Consider the following 22277-nt stretch of genomic DNA (forward strand, 5'->3'; position numbering starts at 1 on the left):
CGGTTATTCAGCCGGAGATTAGACGATTGATGTCGTTGTAGAAGGCAAATGCCATGAGCATGACAAGGAGCGCAAGGCCGATCTGCTGGCCGATCTCCATGACACGTTCCGAGACGGGACCGCCCTTGATGATTTCGATCACATAATACAGTAAATGCCCGCCATCCAGCACCGGGATGGGTAGCAGGTTGAGCACCCCCAGGCTGATGCTGATGAGCGCCAGGAACTTGATGTAATGGCTCAGACCAAGCTGCGCCGACTGCCCCGCATAGTCCGCAATCGTGACTGGTCCGGACAGGTTCTTCCACGAGATCTCGCCGGTGATCATCCGCCCGATCATCTGCAAACTGAGCACGCTGGTGTCCCAGGTCTGCCGCACGGATTTTTCGAGACCGTCCACGATGCCGTACCGAACCTCGGCAAACATCGTCAGTCCGCCAAGCATCGGTTCGGCGACCGCAATGCCGATGCGCCCGATGCTCTCTCCGTTCTCTGAAGCCGTGTCGGGCACGATGGCAAAGCTGCGCTCAACGCCGTCCCGCTTTACCCCGAACAGGCGCTCGCGCCCGGCAGAGTCGCGCACCTGAGCCACCATCTCACCCCACGACGCGATTGGCTCGCCATCGATCGCGATGATCTCGTCACCCGCCACCAGTCCCGCCCGCGCGGCAGGCCCGTCGTCAACCAGTCTGCCGACGACAGCGGGAATCTGCGGACGCCAAGGGCGCAGACCAATCCGTGCGATGAGGTCCGTGCTGCTGTCGTCGATGTCCAGACCGCTGAGGTCCAGCGTGCGCAAGGTCTCTACTTCTTCGAGGGTGCGGATGCGCAGGCTTACCTTCCCGTTGTCGAGGGCATGACGCAACAGTACCCAACGCAGATCCTGCCAACTCTGAACAGGCTCATCATCAATCGCGACAACGAGATCCCCGTCGCGAATGCCTGCCAGTTGCGCCGGATTCGCGCTCGCAGCATCACTGACCTCCACGGTCGAGATCCGCGGCCGTAGCTCGTCCGTACCGACGACGAAAATGCCCCAGTAAAGCACGATGGCCAACAGGAAGTTCGCCAGCGGCCCGGCCGCTACAATCGCGAACCGGCGCCAGACACTTTTGCGATTGAAGGCCCGGTGAAGTTCTTCGGGGGCAACCGAACCCTCGCGTTCGTCGAGCATCTTGACGTAGCCACCAAGCGGAAAGGCGCCGAGCGCCCACTCTGTCCCGTCAGCGCCAGCCCGCTTGACCACCAGCGGCTTGCCGAACCCGATTGAGAATCGGAGTACTTTGACGCCACACCAACGTGCCACAAGGTAGTGGCCGAGTTCGTGAACCAGAATAAGCAGACCGAGTGCAAGGGCAAACGGGATCAGGTAGTGAAACAGGGTCATCGGATCGTGGCACGCTTGGTGATTTGGTCTCGGGCGATTTCTCGCGCATGGGCATCTGCAGCCAGAACTGCCTCCAGCGAATCGACCGCCATCGCCCCGACACGTTCCAGGGTCGCAGAAATAACGTCGCCAATACGACGATAACCGAGATTTCCGTCGAGAAAGGCCGCCACGGCCTCTTCGTTTGCTGCACTGAGCACGGCAGGCGCGGCGCCGCCTGTACGCAAAGCCTGGTATGCGAGGGCCAGACAGGGGAAGCGGTCGAAATCCGGTCGCTCGAAAGTAAGGCGCGAGATCTGAACCAGATCGAGTGCCGCCACACCGGAGTCAATCCGCTCCGGCCATGCCAGCGCATGCGCAATCGGCGTGCGCATGTCGGGATTGCCAAGCTGAGCGATCACCGAGCCGTCAATGTAATCCACCATGGAGTGGATGACGCTCTGCGGATGAATTACGACTTCGATCTGATCCGCCGGCGCACCGAACAGCCAGTGCGCCTCGATCACTTCGAGCCCTTTGTTCATCATCGTCGCCGAGTCGACGGAAATCTTGCGCCCCATCACCCAGTTCGGATGCGCACATGCCTGCTCCGGAGTGACACTCTCGAGATCTTCGACGGCCGAATCGCGAAAGGGGCCACCGGAGGCGGTCAGCAGAATGCGGCGGACACCGCTCGCGACGGGGCTGCGCTGATAGGTGGCCGGCAAGGACTGAAAAACCGCATTGTGTTCGCTATCGATCGGAAGCAGACAGGCCCCGGAGGCGGCAACCGCATCCATGAACAGACGGCCCGAGAGCACCAGCGCTTCCTTGTTTGCCAGCAAGACCTTCTTGCCCGCACGCGCCGCTGCAAGTGTGGGCTCAAGACCGGCAGCACCAACGATTGCCGCCATGACTGCGTCGACTTCAGGATCGGCTGCAACCTCCGCAAGGGCAGCGGCGCCGGAAAGCACCTCGGTCGCGCAACCGGCCTCGCGCAACCGTGCGCGCAGTTGCAGCGCAGCGTCAGCGTCTACCATCACCGCATAGCGGGGGTCAAAACGGCGACACTGCTCGACCATCTTGTCCACCTGGCGGTTGGCCGTGAGCGCAAAGACCGCATAACGCTCAGGGTGGCGGCCGATGACATCCAGCGTACTGACGCCGATCGAACCGGTGGCGCCAAGAATGGTGACGTGCTGCAGACGTGAGTCAGGCATGAAGGGTCAGATTGTCAGCGTGCGAGCCAGAGGGCAAGCAGGCCCGCCATTGGCAGGGTTGAAGTGAGACTGTCGATGCGATCGAGAATGCCGCCGTGACCGGGAAGGATTGCACCACTGTCCTTGATGCCGGCCTGACGCTTGAGCAGCGACTCGAACAGGTCACCAATGATGCTGACCGCGGTAAATGCCAGCAGCAACGGCAAGGCTGCCGTATACAGCCATCCCGGCATCTCGAAAGCAGCAAAGAAAAAGACCAGCACATAGCCGAATACGCTAACACCCGCAGCCGCACCGAACGCACCCTCCCAGGTCTTTCCCGGGCTGATGCCGGGTGCAAGCTTGTGCCGGCCGAATGCGCGTCCGCTGAAATAGGCGGCAATATCCGCAACCCAGACCATTGCCATGACCGCCAGCAGCAACCATGGTCCGAGCTGACGCAGATGCGCCAGCGCCAGCGCCGGCGGCACCATCACCACCAGCCCCACCACGATGGCCATGCCAGCGCTCGACAGGCGCCATTTCAGCCGCAACCAGAACGGGATGACGAGTACCCAGAAAAGCGCACTGGCGAGATAAAGCGGCGCCAGCAGGCCGATAACAGGCGCCGACGCTCCACCAAGTCCGGACAATGCCCCGAGCACTCCGCACAGCACGCCGGTCAGAACCGCAAAGATCGTGCGACCGGGCGCAGCGAAGCGTGCGAGTCCGCCCCACTCCCACGCCGCACCTCCGCAGACCAGCGCACAAAACACGAGCCAGAGTGAAGCCGGCAACATGAAAACCGCACCAAGCAGGCCGAACAGCAGAATGAACGCAGTGATGATCCGCGTCTTAAGCATGACGCCCCGCACTTGCAGCATCCTTCACCTGATCGCTGGTGCGACCAAACCGGCGCTCACGCCCCTGGTAGGACTCTATTGCGCGACCGAGCGCCTTGGCATTGAAATCGGGCCAAAGGGTATCGGTGAAGTGCAGTTCGGTGTAGGCCAGTTGCCAGAGCAGAAAATTGCTGATGCGCTGCTCGCCTCCGGTGCGGATGAAAAGGTCTGGCTCGGGCGCGAAGCTCATCGAAAGCTCGGCCTCAAGCGCCTCTTCAGTAACAGGGACATCTTCGCCCGGATGCTTGGCCAGGACTTTTGAAACCGCCTGAAGAATGTCCCACCGGCCACCGTAATTGGCAGCAATCGTGAGATTAAAGCGGGTATTGCCTGCGGTAAGGGCTTCGGCTGCATGGATCACGTCCACCAGCTTCTTGTCGAAACGTGAGACGTCCCCGATCACGCGGAAGCGAATACCGTTCTCGTGCAAGCGATCCACCTCTTTCTGCAGCGACTTGATGAACAACTGCATCAGAAATGAGACTTCATCGGCGGGACGGCGCCAGTTCTCGGAACTGAAGGCGAACAGGGTCAGGTACTCGACCCCCCGATCCATGCAGGACCGGATGGTAGCGCGGACAGTATCCACGCCCCGGCTGTGGCCGGCGACGCGCGGCATGAATCGCTTCTTCGCCCAACGCCCGTTACCGTCCATGATGATCGCAATATGCCGGGGCACACCGCTGGCTGCCGGAACGGCACGGGTGGAACTGGTAAAGCCAGAATCTGCCATCAATGGACTCCACGCATGGCCCTTGGCGGGCCATTCGGTTGTGGCAGATCAGATCTGCATCAGCTCCTGCTCTTTTTGCGCGAGCAGTTTGTCGATCTCGCCAACGTGGCGATCCGTCAGTTTCTGGATTTCGTCTTCGCCGCGACGCTCGTCGTCTTCAGAGATCAGTTTCTCCTTGACGGCATCCTTGAGCTGCTGATTTGCGTCACGACGCAGGTTGCGCACTGCAATCTTGGCACTTTCGCCTTCGGTACGCACGACCTTTGTCAGGTCACGGCGACGTTCTTCGGTCAGCGCAGGCATCGGAACGCGGATAATCTCGCCCATATTGGCGGGATTAAGACCGAGATCGGAATCACGAATCGCCTTCTCGACCTTTGCCAGCATCGGCTTTTCCCAGGCCTGAACGCCGATTGTGCGGGAGTCGATGAGCGTAACGTTTGCGACCTGATTGACCGGCACCATGCTGCCGTAATATTCGACCATCACATGATCGAGCAGACCCGTGTGCGCGCGACCGGTGCGCACCTTGGCCAGGTCGAGCTTGAGCGCCTCGACCGACTTGTTCATTTTCTGCTCGGTCGTCTTCTTGATTTCGGAAATCATGGTTGTCCTTTCGTGAATCAGGAATGAACCAGTGTGCCCTCGTCTTCACCCATGACCACACGCTTGAGCGCGCCGGGCTTGAAGATCGAAAACACGTTGATCGGCAACTTCTGGTCTCGGCAGAGTGCAAATGCGGTCGAATCGAGCACTGCCAGATTGCGGCCGATTGCCTCGTCGAAACTGATGCGGTGAAAACGCTGGGCAGCGGGGTCTTTCTTCGGATCAGCCGTATACACACCATCAACCTTGGTGGCCTTGAGCACGATCTGAGCGCCGATCTCAGCGCCGCGAAGTGCAGCTGCCGTGTCGGTTGTAAAGAAAGGGTTGCCCGTACCAGCGGCAAAGATGACGACCCGCCCTTCTTCAAGGTGACGGATCGCGCGGCCGCGGATATAAGGCTCGACCACCTGATCGATGCGAAGCGCAGACTGAACACGCGCCTCAAGCCCCATCCGGCGCATTGCATCGGCCAGCGCCATGGCATTCATGACCGTAGCCAGCATGCCCATGTAGTCGGCCGTGGCGCGATCCATACCGGAAGCCGCGCCCTTCATGCCGCGGAAAATGTTGCCGCCGCCGATCACCACCCCAACCTGCACACCAAGACGCGACACCTCGGTAATCTCGGCGACGATGCGGCTGACCACATCCTCGTTGATCCCGTATGCATCATCACCCATCAAGGCTTCGCCCGAAAGCTTCAGCAGAATGCGGGAGTAAGCAGCAGCGGTCATTTTCAAAGCTCCTTACTTCTGTGCAGCAGCAGCGGCCTGGGCAGCCACTTCAGCAGCGAAGTCGTTCACTTTCTTTTCAATGCCTTCGCCGACCACATACAGCGTGAAGCTGGCGATCGAAGCCGAACGCGACTTGAGCAGTGCCTCGACGGTCTGCTTGTCGTCCTTGACGAAAGGCTGACCCAGCAGCGTGACTTCCTTCAGGTACTTCTGAACCGTACCGTCGGCAATCTTTTCAAGCATCGCTTCCGGCTTGCCGGCTTCGCGAGCCTTCTCGATCGCGATACGACGCTCTGCTTCGATCAGATCGGCAGGCACGCCAGTGGAGTCAAGCGACTTCGGCTTGGACGCGGCGATGTGCATCGCGAGATCCTTGCCCATCTGCTCGTCGCCGCCAACCAGGTCGATCAGCACGCCGATACGCGCACCGGCGTGGATGTAATTGGCAACACTGCCCTTCGCTTCGATGCGGACAAAGCGACGAACGGTGATGTTTTCACCGATCTTGCCGACCAGCGCCGAACGGAACTGCTCGACGGTCTGGCCGTTGAGCTCGAGCGCAGCAAGCGCGTCGACATCGGCCGGGTTCTTCTCGGCGATCAGGGTCGCGAGCGAAGCAGCCAGCGCGATGAAGTCATCGTTCTTCGCCACGAAGTCGGTTTCGCAGTTGAGCTCGACCATTGCTGCCAGCTTGCCATCAGCCGACAGATGCGTGCCGACGATGCCTTCAGCGGTAACACGGGCTGCTGCCTTGGAAGCCTTGTTGCCGAGCTTGATGCGCAGGATTTCCTCAGCCTTGGCCATATCGCCAGTTGCCTCGGTCAGTGCCTTCTTGCACTCCATCATCGGCGCGTCAGTCTTCTCGCGCAGTTCCTTGACCATGCTTGCGGTGATTTCCGCCATGCTAACTCCTGAATGTTCGTTTACAGCACACGGCGGGCACCGGCCCGCCGCGGAAAACTATCGTTTCAACCCCGAGGCAGGATCAGGCCTGTTCCTGGGAGTTCTCTTCTTCGACTTCAACAAACTCGTCGCCGCCGGCAGACACGATTTCCTGCAGCACCTGACTACGACCCTGCAGCACGGCATCGGCCACACCACGGGCGTACAGACGGATAGCGCGCGAGGAGTCATCGTTACCCGGAATCACGTAATCCACGCCTTCGGGCGAGTGGTTGGTATCAACCACGGCCACGACCGGAATACCAAGCTTCTTGGCTTCGGTGATGGCAATCTTGTGGTAACCGACGTCGATCACGAACAGTGCGTCGGGCAAACCACCCATGTCCTTGATGCCGCCGATACTCTTCTGCAGCTTGTCCATTTCGCGCTGTGCGGTCAGGGCTTCGCGCTTGCTCAGACGCTCCATGGAGCCGTCTTCGACCATCGCTTCCATTTCCTTCAGGCGCTTGATCGACTGCTTGACCGTCTTGAAGTTGGTCAGCATGCCGCCGAGCCAACGCTCATCAACGAAAGGCATGCCGGCACGACGCGCTTCCTCAGCGAGAATCTCGCGAGCCTGGCGCTTGGTGCTGACAAACAGGATGGTGCCGCGGTTCGCCGACAGCTTGCGAGCGAAATCCATGGCTTCGTTGTACTTGACCATCGTCTTTTCGAGGTTGACGATGTGAATCTTGTTGCGATGACCGAAGATGTACGGGGCCATACGCGGGTTCCAGAAGCGGGTCTGGTGACCAAAGTGAACGCCCGCTTCGAGCATCTGACGCATTGTTACTGACATGTGAAACTCCAGATCTAGGGTTAGCCTCCGCCGAACCGGATGCGAAGCGCTGTCGGACACCCGTCCGGACAAGCTTTTCGCACCTAAGCCGCAACAGACATGGTCTGCATGCGGACCCCGATCGATTCGGCGTGTGGATTTTGCCTGCGTAAGCAGACAAGCCCGTGATGATAGCACTGAGACATGACGCCGCTCAAGCCAAGATGCAATGTCGGGTTTGCCCGCAGAGGACGCATGCGCTAGCCTAGAGACCTTTTACAGCATCCCCCTCCCCCACCATGAGCATCACGATAAAGACCGCAGAGCAAATAGAGCAGATGCGCGTCGCCTGCCGCCTGGCCGCAGAGGTCCTTGATTACATCGAGCCCTTTGTCCAGCCTGGCGTCACCACGGGCGAACTCGACCGCCTGTGCCACGACTATATGGTCAAGGTCCAGAACACCGTCCCTGCGCCGCTCAATTATGCGCCGCCGGGCTACACGCCCTACCCGAAGTCGATCTGCACCTCGATCAACCATCAGGTCTGTCATGGCGTACCGAGCGACAAGGCGTTGAAGAAGGGTGACATCGTCAACCTGGATATCACCGTGATTACGCCCGAGGGCTTTCATGGCGACACCAGCCGCATGTTCATCGTCGGCAAGGAGGGCTCTATTCTGGCCAAGCGCCTGTGCCAGGTGACCTTCGAGTGCCTCTGGCTCGGCATCGCAGCAGTTCGCCCGGGCGCGCGACTGGGCGACATCGGCCACGTCATTCAGCGTCACGCGGAAGGCAGTGGCTTTTCCGTCGTGCGCGAATTCTGCGGGCACGGAATCGGACTCAAGTTCCACGAAGAACCTCAGGTATTGCACTACGGCAAGCCGGGAACCGGCGTCGAGCTCGAAGCGGGGATGATCTTCACCATCGAGCCAATGATCAACGCCGGCAAGGCCGCGATTTCCGAACTGCCTGACGGCTGGACCATTGTCACCAAGGATCGCAGCCTGTCCGCACAGTGGGAACACACCATCGTGGTGACCGAGACCGGCGTCGAAGTGCTCACACTGTCGGCCAACTGCCCCCCGCCACCTGCACTCGTTGCAGACCGTTTCGCCTGAGGGCGCTCAGCAGGAAAGACAATCTTGACCTCAAGCGATCCACTGCAGCAAGCCATCAACGACGAACGCCAGCACCTGATCGACGGACACGCAAACCTGCGAACCGCCTATGAAGCGCATCCGCTTACGGCGCAGCTGCTTCATGGCCGATCGAAACTCGTAGACGGCACGGTCGGGAGGCTGTGGAAAGCCAGCGGCATTCCGGCCAGCGTTGCGCTGGTCGCGGTGGGCGGTTACGGCCGGGGCGAGCTCTTCCCCTGCTCGGACGTCGATCTGCTGATTCTCCTGCCCGAACCGCCTGACGAAGCCCTGCAGTCTCAGCTGTCGATGCTGGTTGGGGCGCTGTGGGACGTTGGCCTGGATATCGGGCATAGCGTGCGCACCATAGAAGAATGCCTCGACGCTTCGCTTGGCGACATCACGGTGCAGACCACGCTGCTCGAGGCACGCCTGATCATGGGCAATGCCGTCCTGTTCAAGGATTTTACCGAACGTTATCGCGAACAGCTCGACGTTCGCGCCTTCTTCAAGGCCAAGCAACTCGAACAGGAGCAGCGCTACGCTCGTTACCACGACACACCCTACGAACTTGAGCCCAACTGCAAGGAGAGTCCCGGCGGCTTGCGCGACCTGCAGATGCTGGGGTGGATCTCCCGCGCGGCGGGACTGGGCCGGAACTGGCGCGAACTTGCCCGCCGCCGCCTGATCACCGGCGAGGAGGCAAGCGACCTGCGCAGCGTCGAGCGCTTCCTTCAGCACGTGCGGATCCGCCTGCACTACCTCGCGGGCCGCGCCGAGGACAGGCTGCTGTTCGATCATCAGGAAAGACTGGCCCACATCATGGGCATCGAGGCCACTGCCGCAAAGCGTGCCTCCGAAATCCTGATGCAGCGCTATTACCTTACGGCGAAGACGGTCACCCAGATCAACGGCATCCTGCTGCAGAACTACGGCACCGAGATCTTTCCCGACCGCAATTCGCCCGCGATCGTCATCAACAGCCGCTTCCAGGCCGTTCGCGAACTGCTGGACATCCGCAATGACAATGTTTTCGAGCGCACGCCTTCAGCCCTGCTTGAATGCTTCCTGCTCCTGGAGCAGCGCTCCGAACTGAAGGGCATGACGGCGCGGACGCTGCGCGCGGTATGGCTCAATCGCAAGCGCGTTAACGCCGCGTTTCGAGCAGATCCGAAGAATCGCGCCCTCTTCATGGAGATCGTGACCCAGAAGCGCGGCGTCGTTCACGCCTTCAGGCAGATGAACCAGTACGGCATCATGTCGCGCTACCTGCCGCCGTGGCGCAAGATTCTGTGCCAGATGCAGCACGACCTGTTTCACGCCTACACGGTCGATCAGCACATCCTCATGGTCCTGCGCAACGTCCGCCGTTTCAGCATGGGCGAGCATGCGCATGAATACCCGCTGATGACCCGGCTCATCCTCGGTTTCGATCGCTACTGGCTGCTCTACATCGCAGCCCTCTTCCACGATATCGCAAAGGGCCGTGGCGGCGATCACTCCAAGCTCGGCATGACCGACGCGCGTGATTTCTGTCGTGATCACGGCATCGACAAGGATGACGCCGAACTGGTCGTCTGGCTGGTTCAGCACCATCTCACCATGTCTCATGTCGCGCAAAAGGAAGACACTTCTGACCCGGATGTGATTCACGGCTTTGCAACCACGGTCGGCGACGAGCGCAGACTGACGGCACTCTATCTGCTGACGCACGCAGACATCCGGGGCACCAGCCCCAAGGTATGGAACGGCTGGAAGGGCAAACTCCTGGAAGACCTCTTCTTTGCCACCCAGCGCCTGCTGCGTGGCGCGACGCCGCAGCAAGCCCTGGGACTTGACGACCGCCAGGAGAATGCGAGCCACCTGCTGCGCTACCACGGCCTGCGCCAAGGCGTGGAAGATGCACTGTGGGCACAACTGGATGCGGTGTACTTCATGCGCCATTCGCCCGAAGAAATTGCCTGGCACACCAGGGTGCTCTACTTCCGTCCCAGCTCGGCAGAACCCGTCGTAAAGGCACGCGTTTCAGACGAAGAGGACGGTGTCCAGGTCATGGTCTTCGCCCGCGACCAGAAGGATCTCTTCGTTCGCCTTACCGGCTTTTTCGGCCGGCTCGGCTTCACCATTCTTGACGCCAAGGTGCATACGACCCGTCACGGTTATGCACTGGACAGCTTCATGCTGCAGGACAGCGGTCGTAGTGCGAGCTATCGCGACATCGTCGCCCTCATCGAGCACGAACTCAGCATCCTGCTGGTGAACCACGACGAGCCGCAGCGCCCTGCAAGCGGACGCGTGTCGCGCCAGGTCAGACACTTTCCGGTCACCCCCAAGGTCAGCCTTCGCGCCGACGAGGCCGGGCGCCACCACATCCTGTCGCTCACCGCATCGGATCGTCCCGGCCTGCTGTACGACGTCGCGGAGATTCTGGCAAAGCACGGGATCAGCGTCGAAACCGCAAAGATTGCAACGCTTGGCGAACGCGTCGAAGACACCTTCCTTCTTACCGGAGGGGGTCTGTCTCAGGACGCCCGAGTCTTGCGGATCGAACAGGAACTCATCGACAGACTGCAGGTGTAAACGCAATCGGGGCGGCTCTTGCGAGCCGCCCCGATTGCCTGCGGACGTTGGTATTCCGGGTGACCGTTCAGTGCCCCTTGCTGCCGTGCAGGCGATCCATCAGCGCGTACAGCACACCCGAAAACAGGAAGGTGATGTGGATGCCGACCATCCATCCAAGCTCGCGGTCACTCAGATTCTGGACGTTCATGAAGGCCTTGAGCAACTCGATTCCGGAAATGGCAACGATCGAGCCGATGAGCTTGATCTTGAGATCGGAGAAACCGATGTGCCCCATCCAGTCCGGACGGTCTCGATGGCTGTGCAGGTCGTCCATCTTGGAGACGAAGTTCTCGTAACCGCTGAACATGATGATGATCAGCAGATTCATGATCAGTGCGATGTCCACCAGCGACAGCACCCCGATGATCAAATCGCCACCCGTGGCCGTCATGATGCTGCCGAAGATCCCAAACACTTCCTTGGTGAACTTGATCAGCAATACAACCATGGCCAGCACCAGCCCGAAGTAGACCGGTGCCATCAGCCAGCGACTGGAAAACAGCAGATGCTCGAAAGCGTTTTCGATTCGTTTCATGGGTTTCCGCAACGCGAATTGAACAGCGATGGATTGTAGCAGCGCAGCATTACACCGCGCTCAGTCCTTGCAGATATGCTCCAGCAGATTGTGCACCCGCACCATCGCAGCCTGCAGAACGACTTCGATATCGTCGAAATGAATGCCCTGCTCGCTCGACGAACGCCCTGCAGCACAGTTCACCACGACGTTGATCGCCGCATACGGCACGTCGAGCTCACGCGCGAGCGCTGCCTCCGGCATGCCCGTCATGCCGACCAGGTCGGCGCCGTCACGCTCAAGCCGATTGATCTCGGCTGCGGTCTCGAGCCGCGGCCCCTGGGTGGTCGCATAGACCCCGCCATCAAATACGGCCTCACCGGCTGAGGCGGCGGCTGCCAGCAGGCGCTGACGCAAGGCCTCGTCATAGGGACGCGTGAAATCAATGTGGCGAACGGGCTTGTCGACGCTGTCGAAATACGTGCTCTTGCGGCCCCATGTGTAATCGATGACCTGATCCGGAATGACCAGCGCGCCGGGCGCGTAATCGTCACGAATGCCGCCGACCGAAGCGACCGACACGATCGCACTGGCCTTCGCCTCCTTGAGCGCCCAGATGTTCGCCCGATAGTTAACCTGGTGCGGCGGAATCGTGTGGCCATAGCCGTGCCGCGCAAGAAACACGACAGGCGTATTGCACAGGGCGCCAAACGTCAGCGCCCCCGAGGGCTCGCCATAAGGGGTGCGAACGACTTCGCGACGGACGATCTCGAGGCTGGAAAGCTGCGTCAGACCGGTGCCGCCAATGATTGCGAGCATTAGAATTCTCCGCTGAAAAACGGCGCGAATTCTATCACGCGCCCACTTTGCCGCCCTGCACGCGACCGCAAGAGAAATGACGCTGAAGATTCATGCTGCGCCGCGATAGCACGTGTTAGAATGATCGACTTTTCAAAGACTTCCCGAGCCCATGTCCCGTTCCATCCGCAACATCGCAATTATTGCCCACGTCGACCACGGCAAGACGACCCTGGTTGACCAGCTCCTGCGCCAGTCCGGCACCTTCCGTGAGAACCAGCAGATGGGCGAGCGGATCATGGACTCGGGCGATATCGAGAAGGAACGTGGCATCACGATTCTGTCGAAGAACTGTGCCATCCAGTACGGCGACACCCACATCAACATCGTTGACACGCCGGGACACGCCGACTTCGGCGGTGAAGTCGAGCGCGTGCTGTCGATGGTCGACAGCGTGCTGCTGCTGGTCGATGCGGTCGAAGGCCCGATGCCGCAGACCCGCTTTGTGACCCGCAAGGCACTTGCCCTCGGCCTGAAGCCGATCGTCGTGGTCAACAAGATCGACCGTCCGGGCGCACGTACCGACTGGGTGATCAACCACACCTTCGACCTGTTCGACAAGCTCGGCGCAACCGACGAGCAGCTCGACTTCCCGGTCGTGTACGCCTCCGGCCTGAACGGCTTTGCCGTCATCAACGAGGAAGACGAGCGCACCGACATGCGCCCGCTGTTCGAAGCCATCCTCAAGCACGTGCCGCAACCCGAAGTGGACGCGGAAGGCCCCCTGCAAATGCAGGTGTGCTCGCTGGACTACTCGACCTACATGGGTCAGATGGGTATCGGCCGCATCAAGCGCGGTCGTATCCGCCCCAACCAGGAAGTTGTCGTGATGTACGGCGACGAGAACCGCGGCAAGGGCAAGATCAGCCAGATTCTGACCTTCAAGGGTCTCGAGCGCTCGCCGGCCGAATCTGCCGAAGCCGGCGACATCGTGATCGTGGCCGGTCTTTCGCAGGTCAACATCGGCGTCACGATCTGTGACCCCGAGAACCTCGAAGGCATGACCCCGATCGCGGTGGACGAGCCGACCCTGACCATGAACTTCATGGTCAACTCCTCGCCGCTCGCCGGCCGTGAAGGCAAGTTCGTCACCAGCCGTCAGATTCGCGAGCGCCTGGAAAAGGAACTGCTCAAGAACGTCGCTCTGCGGGTTAACTTCACCAGCGACTCCGACGTGTTCGAAGTCTCGGGCCGTGGTGAACTGCACCTGACCATCCTGCTCGAAAACATGCGTCGCGAAGGCTACGAACTGGCCGTGGGTCGCCCGCGCGTCGTGTTCAAGGAAATCGACGGCGTCAAGTGCGAGCCGTACGAGATGCTGACCGTCGACGTGGAAGAAGATCACCAGGGCGGCGTGATGGAAGAGCTCGGCCGCCGCCGTGGCGAACTGCAGGACATGCAGCCGGACGGCAAGGGTCGCGTGCGTCTCGAGTACCGCATCCCCGCTCGCGGCCTGATCGGCTTCCAGGGCGAATTCCTCACCATGACGCGTGGTACTGGCCTGGCCAGCCACGTGTTCGACGACTACGGTCCGATGGCCAGCGCCATGGCCGAGCGTCGCAACGGCGTGCTGATCTCGCAGAACGACGGCGACGCGGTTGCCTACGCGCTGTGGAACCTCCAGGATCGCGGCCGCATGTTCGTGAGCCCGGGTGAAGCACTGTACGAAGGCATGATCATCGGTATCCACACCCGCGACAACGACCTCGTCGTTAACCCGATCAAGGGCAAGCAGCTGACCAACGTGCGTTCGTCCGGTACCGACGAAGCGGTTCGCCTGATTCCGCCGATCGGTCTGTCGCTCGAGTCGGCAATCGAATTCATCGCCGACGACGAGATCGTCGAGATCACCCCGAAGAACATCCGCCTGCGTAAGCGTCACCTCAAGGAAAACGACCGCAAGCGTGCAGCCAAGAGCGACGCGGCTTAAGCCAGGCCGCTTCTGACAGCAAAACGCCCCGCCTGAGTGATCAGGCGGGGCGTTTTTCTTTTCAGGCTGCGCCTTGCGCGCAGATCGCCTGGCATTCCGGGACATTCTGCATCGCTGCAGGCACGACGCGGTCTGCCTTCGACGTTTTCCTGTCGGAATCGCGAAGGCAGACGACAGCCCGGGGCTTACTTGTCCTTCTTCTTGGCGACGCCGGTGGAAAAGCGCTCGTTGAGATAGCTCGCGAGCTCTTCGCCGATCTCGTGGTGACGCAGACCAAGCTCGATGGTCGCCTTCAGATAGCCCATCTTGGAGCCGCAATCGTATCTGACCCCCTGGAACTGGTATGACAGGACCGCCTCTTCCTTAAGCAGGGACGCGATCGCATCGGTCAGCTGATACTCGCCACCGGCACCCGGCTTCAGCGCACGAATGTGATCGAAGATACGCGGTGTCAGGATGTAGCGCCCAACCACTGCCTGCGTGGTCGGCGCATCTGCGGGCTTCGGCTTCTCGATGATGCCGGTAACGCGCTGCACGTCGCCGTTCTGATTCTCTGTGCTGACGATACCGTACTGGCGGGTTTCCTCGCGCGGCACGTTCATGGTTCCGAGCACTGAGCACCGATGGTAGTTGTAGACACCAACCATCTGCTGCATCACCGAAGAGGAGCCCGGATTGTCGAGCAGGTCATCGGCGAGGATGACCGCAAAAGCCTCATCGCTGACGACATGGCTTGCGCACAGCACCGCATGCCCAAGGCCGAGCGCTTCGGACTGGCGGATGTAGATGCAGTTGACGCCTTTAGGCACGGTCTTCTTGACGATCTCGAGCAGCTCGTTCTTGCCGCGTGCCTCGAGCTCGGTTTCCAGTTCATACGCCTTGTCGAAGTGATCCTCGATCGAGCGCTTGGTGCGGCCCGTGATGAAGATCATGTCGGTAATACCCGCCGCCACTGCCTCTTCGACCGCGTACTGGATCAGGGGCTTGTCGACGATCGGCAGCATTTCCTTCGGACTCGCCTTGGTGGCGGGCAAGAAACGGGTGCCCATGCCGGCGACGGGAAATACGGCCTTGGTGACTTTCTTCATGTATTCGACTCCTCGGTGTTGCTGTTCTGTAACGTTGAGAATGCTTGATCGTGTCCGTGGAAGACCTAGCCAGCACTGGCCAGCAACGAGAGCAGGCCGGCCTCGTCGACAATGTCGATACCCAGCGACTCCGCCTTCGCCAGCTTCGAGCCTGCATCCGCACCGGCAACCAGATAATCCGTCTTCTTTGAGACGGAACCTGTCACCTTGCCGCCCTTGGCCTCGATCAGCGCCTTTGCCTCATCGCGACTCATCGTCGGCAAGCTGCCTGTCAGTACAAAGGTCTTGCCCGCCATTGCGCCAGAAGGGACGGGTGCGGGCTCACCCTCAGCCCACTCGACCCCCGCAGCGCGCAACTGCTCGATGATTTCGCGGTTATGCGCTTCGGCAAAGAAATCGACAATGCATTTCGCGACAATCGGACCGACGTCGGGCACCTGCTGCAGGCGCGTCTCGTCAGCCGCCATCACCGCATCCAGATTGCCGAAATGCAGCGCAAGGTCGCGCGCGGTGGCCTCGCCGACGTTGCGGATGCCAAGCGCGAAGATGAATCTTCCCAGTGTTGTGTGACGGCTCTTCTCGATCGCCGCCAGAAGGTTTTGCGCAGACTTCTCGCCCATGCGTTCGAGATTGGCCAGCGCAAGAATGCCGAGGCGATAGATGTCGACCGGGGTCTTGATGATCGCGCCATCGACAAGCTGTTCGACCAGCTTGTCGCCCAGTCCCTCGATATCCATTGCACGGCGACCCGCAAAATGCAGCAGCGCCTGCTTGCGCTGTGCCGGGCAGTAGAGCCCGCCAGTACATCGTGCAACGGCCTCGTCTTCGCCCCTGACCACATGCGAGCCGCACACCGGACAGCACGGCAGGCCGTCACGCTGAGGCAGGCTCTCAAGCAGGTTGAAGCGCGGCAGATCCTGCTCACGACGCTCGGTCACCGGCGCGACGATTTCGGGAATGACATCGCCCGCACGGCGCACGATGACCCAGTCGCCGAGTCGAACATCCTTGCGATCGATCTCATCCTGATTGTGCAGGGTGGCGTTGGTCACCGTCACCCCGCCGACGAACACGGGTTCGAGCCGGGCGACGGGCGTCACCGCCCCTGTACGTCCCACCTGTACTTCGATACCACGCAAACGCGTCACGGCTTCCTGCGCCGGATACTTGTGTGCGACAGCCCAGCGCGGCTCGCGCGTCACGAAGCCAAGCTGGCGCTGCAGGGCAAGCGAATTGACCTTGTAGACGACGCCGTCGATATCGAAGGCAAGACTGTCACGCAACGCGCCGACCCGGGTGTGAAAGCCTGCCAGGCCAACACCACCTGCAACCACGTCACGATGCTTGCACACCGGAAAACCGAAAGCCTCCAATGCATCGAGCATGCCGGCATGCGTTGCCGGCATGCTCCACCCCACGGTTTCACCCAGGCCGTAGGCGAAAAACGACAGGGGGCGACGTGCTGCAATACCCGGATCGAGCTGGCGGATGCTGCCGGCTGCGGCATTGCGCGGATTGACGAAGACTTTTTCGCCCGCTGCGGATTGACGCGCATTGAGCGCTTCGAAGTCATCGCGGCGCATGTAGACCTCGCCGCGCACTTCCAGCACCGGCGGCACATCACCGCGCAAACGCAGCGGAATCGCCCTCACCGTGCGCACGTTGCTGGTGACATCCTCGCCATTCTCGCCGTCACCGCGGGTTGCAGCCTGAACCAGCACCCCATCCTCGTAGCGCAGGCTCATGGCGAGGCCGTCAAACTTGAGCTCAGTTGCGTACTCCACGTCCGGGTCGCTTTCGTCGAGACCGAGCTCTCGGCGCACCCTCGCATCGAAGGCATGCGCCCCGCTCTCTTCGGTGTCCGTCTCGGTGCGGATAGACAGCATCGGGATGCGGTGCCTGACGGCGGGAAACTGCGCCAGTGGCTTGCCGCCAACCCGCCGTGTCGGCGAGTCCGGGCTTGCAAGCTCAGGAAACGTCTTTTCGATGCCCTCCAGCTCCTGGAACAGGCAGTCGTACTCGGCATCGGGAATGGTCGGCGCGTCGAGCACATAGTAGGCGTGCTCGTGCCGGGCCAGTTCGGCGCGCAGCCAGGCTGCGCGCTCGATCGTCTTGCTGTCAGCCGGCATCATGCAGAAAACAGTCGCCTGGCCAGTGACCCGCCGGCCGGAATACGCTGCTCGGCCATGTGTTCCTGAAACTGCTGGATCTGCGCACGGATCAGGGCCGCGGCCTCCGGCCCGAAGGGCGCACGATTGTCATCGACCACGACGCCGCCAAGCGTGCTGCCGAGGTGGCCGGCAAACTGCATCATGCGTTCGAACACCGCACCACCGTTGGCCACCCTCGGCACATCGATCACCAGCGTGACGCCGTTGGTCTGAAGGCTGCGCATGCCTTCGGATGTAAACAGGGTCGGCTCGAGGTTGCACAGGGTAAACACGGTGTTCCCGTCCTCGTCGCAGGCGTGGAAACTGCCATCGCCACGCAACACCAGCCCCTCGGCTTCGGCCAGTCCGCGAATCTTGGTACCGTGGAAGGGCTGGCCATTGGCGGAAACAACGTTTATCCCGATCTGCACATCGACATCCGCGCAGAAGCGGTCGAGTTCTGTCGCGTTGCCGAGCACCTCGCTGCGTGCCGGCAGGCCGGCCGGCACTGCAAGGAACTGTTCAGCCACTCGCTGCACGCCACCCGAGAAGCGGATGTAGTCGCCTTCGCCGATCGACCCCTGACGGTCGACCAGTTGCAGGGCGACACAGAACCAGTGATAGGTCCCGGCACTGTGAGGCGTCAGCGGATGCCACAGATTCTCGCTGTCATCGAATCCAAACCAGCGCACGGCCTTGCTCAGGCCATCGAGTGCTTCCTGCTGTGCTGCCCACAGGCGAGACGCGTCGAGCGGCTCGATGGCTTCGACCCGAATGATGCAGTCGGCACGCACATCAAGGGCCTCGGGGTAATCAGGCAGCACCCGTTTGGGTGCGGGGTCGCGGTAGGGACGGGACGGCGCGGCACTTGCCGGCGCAACATCGTCCTCGGCAGGCTCGCGCCGCGCTGAGGCCCCTTCTGCACGAGGCCCCTCGCCCGGCTCCAGCAGCACGTCGCGATGGTCGGAGCGGAACGCCTCCTCGGCCTGCTTGCGGTGCTTTCGCTCCTGCCACTTGTTGTAGGCGACGATGGCGATGAAGCCTGCCACACCCGCACCGATCAACCCAATCTGAAGTTCGCTGTCCATAATTATTCCTGTTGTTACGCTGCGGCCGGTTCGGCCATCCGCAACGCCTCTTCGATATCCACTTCCACCACGCGCGACACGCCCTGCTCCTGCATGGTCACCCCGACCAGTTGCTGCGCGATCTCCATCGTGATCTTGCTATGACTGATGAAGATGAACTGCGTCTGCGATGACATGCGCTTCACCATCTGTCCATAGCGCTCGGTATTCGTATCGTCCAGTGGCGCATCAACCTCGTCAAGCATGCAGAAGGGCGCGGGATTGAGCTGGAACATCGCAAACACCAGCGCAATCGCCGTCAGCGCCTTCTCTCCGCCCGAAAGCAGGTGAATGGAGGCATTTTTCTTGCCCGGCGGCTGGGCCACGATCTGGATGCCTGCATCGAGAATCTCGTCGCCAGTCAGCACCAGCTCCGCGCGCCCGCCCCCGAACAGCTGCGGGAACAGCGTGGAGAACTGCATATTGACGGTATTGTAGGTCTCCTGCAGCTGCTCACGCGTATCGCGGTCGATGCGGCGAATGGCATCTTCCAGCGTAGCAATGGCCTGGAGGAGGTCTTCGGTTTGCGCATCCAGGTATCCCTTGCGCTCGGATGCCGCCCGCAGTTCGTCGAGTGCGGCAAGGTTTACCGCCCCAAGTTCCGCAATTTCACGTCCCAGCCGAGCCACTTCGCGCTGCAGGGTCGTTTCCTTCGGGTCCGACGCCAGCAGCGGCGCCAGCGCGGCTTCGTCCGCCCCGGCCTCGACCAGACGTTCTTCGAACTGCGCGGACGCCAGTTCTGCTGCCTGTACCGCAAGTCTGAGCTCGGAAACCCGGTTGCGCACCGGCGCGGCTTCCTGTTCGGTGCGCATGCGCAATTCCTCGACCTGGCGCAGCTTCGTCGTCATCTGCTCCAGCGCGTCACGGCACGACGCCAGGGCGGCTTCCCGGCTCGTACGCATCGCAAGCGCGGATTGCAACGCATCGGCGCTGCGCGCATCGTCGATGGCCTCGAGTTCCTGCGCCCGTGCCTTGGTTTCCCGTGCGATGCGCTCGAGCTGCTCGGTGGCGAGCTGGTCATTGCGGGTAATGTCCTCGAGTTTGCCCGCACACTCCCGCTCCGAAAAACGTGCTTCCTGAAGATCCCGGGCACAGGCCTGTTCCAGCGCGCGCAGTTCGCGCAGGCTCTGCTCGCGCTCCTGCAGTACTTCGCTCGCGGCATCGAGCCGGTTGCGCTGCAGCTCTGCAAGTTCGATTGCGCGGGCGTGCTCGAGCTCGGCACGCGCATGGTGCTCGCGCTCGGTGGCTTCCTGATGCACCAGATCGTCCAGGTCGCGTTCGAGCTGGCTGCGCCTTTCTTCGGCACGGCTCAGCGCCTGACTGAGCTTGAGCACGTCAACCTGCTCGGCATGCAGTTGCGCCTGTGCGCCCTGAAGCTCGCGGCGCAAGCCATTGATGCGCTCCTGCAGGTCGGCCGCGGCCGCCTCGGCAGCCAGAAGTGCATCGTGCGCGCCACGGGCTTCGTCTTCCAGAGCGTGCTGTTGCTCTGCAAGCTGATCGATCTCGCGCTGACGCTCCATGACGCCATGCGTGCGGCTATCGGGCACAAAATGGATCAAGGCATGACGACTCAGCACCTGACCACGCGCTCCCACCAGACAGACATCCGCGTCCAGTTGCCCGCGTCGCTGCAGCCAGTCCTCGATATGCTCGACCGCGTAACATCCGCGCAGCCAGTCTTCCAGCAGCGGACGCAGACTTTCGTCCAGCAACTGCACGCGCTCGATCAGCGGTGTGGTGCCCGCTGGCGGGGATGAGACCGCTGCGGACATCGGCACACCACCCAGCGCCAGCGCGAGCGACTCGGGCGGCAACTCGTCGAGCATCCCGCGTGCAACCTCGTCGGCGCCTCCCTGGTCGAGCGTAAGGGCCGACAAGCGTTCGCGGAGAACGGCCTCGACCGCGGCCTCCCAGCCTTCTGCCACGCGCAGACTGCGCCATAGCGGCGGCAGTTCAACGAAACCATGGCGCTTGAGCCAGTCGCCCAGCTTGCCCTGCGACTGCACCCTGGATTGCAGTTGCACCAGCGCATCGCGCCGGGCGCGCAATTCGGTCAGCCGGCGTTGAACCGTACGTTCGTGATCCAGCGCAAGCTTCAGCCCAGCCTGCGCATCCGGCAAACGGCCCTGAAGATCGATGAGCGCCCCCTGCTGTTCCTCGAGCGCGTCCTGCTGCGCCTCGACGCGCGCCTCGCGCTCCGCCAGCGCACGCGCGTCCGGCCCCTGGATCGCGCCGCGTTCGGCCTCAAGGCGGGCCCGACGCTGCTGCAGGGCGTCCAGCGCACGGGTCGCACTCGCGCGGTTTGCCTCTTCCACCCGCAATTGCTGCTCGGTCTGAGCGAGTTCGCGACGCGCAGCCGCCACGGTGCCGTCAGCCGCCTGCCGGGCGGCGTCCGCATCAGGCAATCTGTCCGCAATTTCGACATGCCGGCCTTCGGCCTGCTCGGCGCGCATCGCGGCGTTCTCGGCGAGCGCCTCCCAGCGCTCGCGTTCGCCACCCATGGTTTCGCGGCGTGCCACCCAGTGTGCCTGATCGAGTTCAAGCTGGGCCAGACTGGCCTCGAGCCGCTTGCGTGCGTCGCCAAGGTGCTGCAGTTCGGTCTCGAGGCGGGTGACCTCGGCACTGACGGCGAAGAGGTCGCTCTGCGCGAGATGCACCGCTTCGGACGCGGAAAAATGTGCTTCACGACTGGCCTCGATCGCGCTATCGAGTTCCTGAAGGCGGGCGCTGTCGGTGTCGATCCGCAGGCTGTTCTGGTTCAGTTCCGCGACCAGACGCTGGTGCTCCGATCGTGCCTCATTGCGCTTGATCAGCCACAGCAACTGCTGCTTCTCGATGTGCGAGTTGTTGAGCGCGTTATATCGCGCAGCAATTTCCGCCTGGGCCTCAAGATGCCCGATGCGTTCGCCAAGCTCGGTGCGGATGTCGTCCAGCCGGGCAAGGTTGTCACGTGCATCCGACAGACGGCCTTCGGTTTCCTTGCGCCGCTCGCGATACTTGGTGACCCCCGCGGCTTCCTCCAGAAAACCACGAATATCCTCGGGGCGCGCCTCGATGATGCGCGAGATCATGCCCTGCTCGATGATCGCGTATGCCCTCGGACCCAGCCCGGTGCCGAGAAAGACATCGATCACGTCCTTGCGCCGTACGTGAACGTTATTGATGTAGTAGCTCGAATCGCCACTGCGGTCGAGCACCCGCTTGACCGAGATCTCGGCATAGCGCGACCACTGCCCCGACGCCCGGCCCTCGCTGTTGTCGAAGACCATCTCGACGCTCGCACGCGACACCGCCTTGCGGGTGGTCGAGCCGTTGAAGATGACGTCCTGCATCGACTCCCCGCGTAGCGCAGACGCCCGCGTCTCGCCCAGCACCCAGCGCACCGCGTCGATGATGTTCGACTTGCCGCAACCGTTGGGACCGACGACCCCTACCAGGTTACCCGGCATGATCACGGTCGTCGGATCGACGAAGGTCTTGAAACCGGCAAGTTTGAGCTTGGAAAGACGCACGATGGGGCGCAGGCAGTGTGGGAAACAGGGTGATAAGACCCGGATTCGGTAATGCCGGGAAGGCGGCGCATGATAACATC

The 22277-nt window shown here is 61.7% G+C and carries 17 protein-coding genes; 3 read left to right on the top strand and 14 right to left on the bottom strand.

All coding sequences use genetic code 11. The features are described from left to right. Positions 1 to 7: 7 nt before the first annotated feature. The 8 genes from rseP to rpsB form a co-directional block, all read right to left on the bottom strand. Complete coding sequence (gene rseP / locus CEW87_RS17485; RefSeq protein ID WP_108975051.1) at positions 8 to 1387, bottom strand: RIP metalloprotease RseP; 1380 nt, start codon at positions 1385 to 1387, stop codon at positions 8 to 10. Then, on the bottom strand, positions 1384 to 2586 hold the full coding sequence (gene ispC, locus CEW87_RS17490) for a 1-deoxy-D-xylulose-5-phosphate reductoisomerase (RefSeq protein ID WP_108975053.1): 1203 nt from the start codon (positions 2584 to 2586) through the stop codon (positions 1384 to 1386). The genes rseP and ispC overlap by 4 nt, the downstream gene beginning before the upstream one ends. A 14-nt stretch (positions 2587 to 2600) precedes the next feature. Next, positions 2601 to 3428: a phosphatidate cytidylyltransferase gene (locus CEW87_RS17495; protein WP_108977328.1), complete on the bottom strand. Its 828-nt coding sequence runs from the start codon at positions 3426 to 3428 to the stop codon at positions 2601 to 2603. Next, positions 3421 to 4200, bottom strand: coding sequence for a polyprenyl diphosphate synthase (gene uppS / locus CEW87_RS17500; protein ID WP_108975055.1), 780 nt, complete (start codon positions 4198 to 4200; stop codon positions 3421 to 3423). The genes CEW87_RS17495 and uppS overlap by 8 nt, the downstream gene beginning before the upstream one ends. Positions 4201 to 4248: 48 nt before the next feature. Next, positions 4249 to 4806, bottom strand: coding sequence for a ribosome recycling factor (frr, locus tag CEW87_RS17505; protein WP_108975057.1), 558 nt, complete (start codon positions 4804 to 4806; stop codon positions 4249 to 4251). 17 nt (positions 4807 to 4823) lie between these two features. Further along, positions 4824 to 5540, bottom strand: coding sequence for a UMP kinase (gene pyrH / locus CEW87_RS17510; protein WP_108948316.1), 717 nt, complete (start codon positions 5538 to 5540; stop codon positions 4824 to 4826). 12 nt (positions 5541 to 5552) lie between these two features. Continuing rightward, the gene (tsf, locus tag CEW87_RS17515; protein WP_108975059.1) at positions 5553 to 6443 is read right to left on the bottom strand and encodes a translation elongation factor Ts; all 891 of its coding nucleotides are present in this window, start codon (positions 6441 to 6443) and stop codon (positions 5553 to 5555) included. 82 nt (positions 6444 to 6525) lie between these two features. After that, positions 6526 to 7281, bottom strand: coding sequence for a 30S ribosomal protein S2 (rpsB, locus tag CEW87_RS17520; RefSeq protein ID WP_108948318.1), 756 nt, complete (start codon positions 7279 to 7281; stop codon positions 6526 to 6528). A 278-nt stretch (positions 7282 to 7559) separates the two neighbouring features. Between rpsB and map the strand changes: the two genes are divergently transcribed. Continuing rightward, entirely contained in the window at positions 7560 to 8378 is an 819-nt protein-coding gene (gene map / locus CEW87_RS17525; RefSeq protein ID WP_108975061.1) for a type I methionyl aminopeptidase, read from the top strand. A gap of 24 nt (positions 8379 to 8402) precedes the next feature. Further along, on the top strand, positions 8403 to 10976 hold the full coding sequence (locus CEW87_RS17530) for a [protein-PII] uridylyltransferase (protein ID WP_420094118.1): 2574 nt from the start codon (positions 8403 to 8405) through the stop codon (positions 10974 to 10976). Positions 10977 to 11043: 67 nt separating this feature from the next. Here CEW87_RS17530 and CEW87_RS17535 read toward each other — a convergent pair whose 3' ends face one another. Both CEW87_RS17535 and CEW87_RS17540 read right to left on the bottom strand, forming a co-directional pair. After that, complete coding sequence (locus CEW87_RS17535) at positions 11044 to 11553, bottom strand: TIGR00645 family protein (protein WP_108975064.1); 510 nt, start codon at positions 11551 to 11553, stop codon at positions 11044 to 11046. A 60-nt stretch (positions 11554 to 11613) separates the two neighbouring features. Beyond that, positions 11614 to 12351 (bottom strand): S-methyl-5'-thioinosine phosphorylase, encoded by a 738-nt coding sequence (locus CEW87_RS17540; protein WP_108975066.1) that lies wholly within the window; start codon positions 12349 to 12351, stop codon positions 11614 to 11616. Between the two features lie 151 nt (positions 12352 to 12502). Here CEW87_RS17540 and typA point away from each other — a divergent pair, with 151 nt between their 5' ends. After that, positions 12503 to 14320 carry a translational GTPase TypA gene (typA, locus tag CEW87_RS17545; RefSeq protein ID WP_108975068.1) on the top strand — a complete coding sequence of 606 codons (1818 nt, stop codon included), beginning with the start codon at positions 12503 to 12505 and terminating at the stop codon, positions 14318 to 14320. A gap of 185 nt (positions 14321 to 14505) precedes the next feature. Here typA and galU read toward each other — a convergent pair whose 3' ends face one another. The 4 genes from galU to smc form a co-directional block, all read right to left on the bottom strand. Continuing rightward, a complete protein-coding gene (gene galU / locus CEW87_RS17550) occupies positions 14506 to 15408 on the bottom strand; it encodes a UTP--glucose-1-phosphate uridylyltransferase GalU (RefSeq protein ID WP_108975070.1) in 903 nt (300 codons plus the stop codon). Between the two features lie 65 nt (positions 15409 to 15473). Beyond that, complete coding sequence (gene ligA, locus CEW87_RS17555) at positions 15474 to 17537, bottom strand: NAD-dependent DNA ligase LigA (protein ID WP_108977330.1); 2064 nt, start codon at positions 17535 to 17537, stop codon at positions 15474 to 15476. After that, positions 17537 to 18646 (bottom strand): cell division protein ZipA C-terminal FtsZ-binding domain-containing protein, encoded by a 1110-nt coding sequence (locus CEW87_RS17560; RefSeq protein WP_108975072.1) that lies wholly within the window; start codon positions 18644 to 18646, stop codon positions 17537 to 17539. Before CEW87_RS17560 ends, ligA begins: the two co-directional genes overlap by 1 nt. A gap of 14 nt (positions 18647 to 18660) precedes the next feature. After that, a complete protein-coding gene (gene smc / locus CEW87_RS17565; RefSeq protein ID WP_108975074.1) occupies positions 18661 to 22197 on the bottom strand; it encodes a chromosome segregation protein SMC in 3537 nt (1178 codons plus the stop codon). Positions 22198 to 22277 lie beyond the last annotated feature (80 nt).

The organism is Parazoarcus communis, from assembly GCF_003111665.1.
Classification (GTDB): domain Bacteria; phylum Pseudomonadota; class Gammaproteobacteria; order Burkholderiales; family Rhodocyclaceae; genus Parazoarcus; species Parazoarcus communis_B.

Bases quoted from the DNA above. Each gene is read 5' to 3' on its own strand.
- rseP (WP_108975051.1), bottom strand. From the start codon at position 1,387: ATGACCCTGTTTCACTACCTGATCCCGTTTGCCCTTGCACTCGGTCTG.
- ispC (WP_108975053.1), bottom strand. From the start codon at position 2,586: ATGCCTGACTCACGTCTGCAGCACGTCACCATTCTTGGCGCCACCGGT.
- CEW87_RS17495 (WP_108977328.1), bottom strand. From the start codon at position 3,428: ATGCTTAAGACGCGGATCATCACTGCGTTCATTCTGCTGTTCGGCCTG.
- uppS (WP_108975055.1), bottom strand. From the start codon at position 4,200: ATGGCAGATTCTGGCTTTACCAGTTCCACCCGTGCCGTTCCGGCAGCC.
- frr (WP_108975057.1), bottom strand. From the start codon at position 4,806: ATGATTTCCGAAATCAAGAAGACGACCGAGCAGAAAATGAACAAGTCG.
- pyrH (WP_108948316.1), bottom strand. From the start codon at position 5,540: ATGACCGCTGCTGCTTACTCCCGCATTCTGCTGAAGCTTTCGGGCGAA.
- tsf (WP_108975059.1), bottom strand. From the start codon at position 6,443: ATGGCGGAAATCACCGCAAGCATGGTCAAGGAACTGCGCGAGAAGACT.
- rpsB (WP_108948318.1), bottom strand. From the start codon at position 7,281: ATGTCAGTAACAATGCGTCAGATGCTCGAAGCGGGCGTTCACTTTGGT.
- map (WP_108975061.1), top strand. From the start codon at position 7,560: ATGAGCATCACGATAAAGACCGCAGAGCAAATAGAGCAGATGCGCGTC.
- CEW87_RS17535 (WP_108975064.1), bottom strand. From the start codon at position 11,553: ATGAAACGAATCGAAAACGCTTTCGAGCATCTGCTGTTTTCCAGTCGC.
- CEW87_RS17540 (WP_108975066.1), bottom strand. From the start codon at position 12,351: ATGCTCGCAATCATTGGCGGCACCGGTCTGACGCAGCTTTCCAGCCTC.
- typA (WP_108975068.1), top strand. From the start codon at position 12,503: ATGTCCCGTTCCATCCGCAACATCGCAATTATTGCCCACGTCGACCAC.
- galU (WP_108975070.1), bottom strand. From the start codon at position 15,408: ATGAAGAAAGTCACCAAGGCCGTATTTCCCGTCGCCGGCATGGGCACC.
- ligA (WP_108977330.1), bottom strand. From the start codon at position 17,537: ATGCCGGCTGACAGCAAGACGATCGAGCGCGCAGCCTGGCTGCGCGCC.
- CEW87_RS17560 (WP_108975072.1), bottom strand. From the start codon at position 18,646: ATGGACAGCGAACTTCAGATTGGGTTGATCGGTGCGGGTGTGGCAGGC.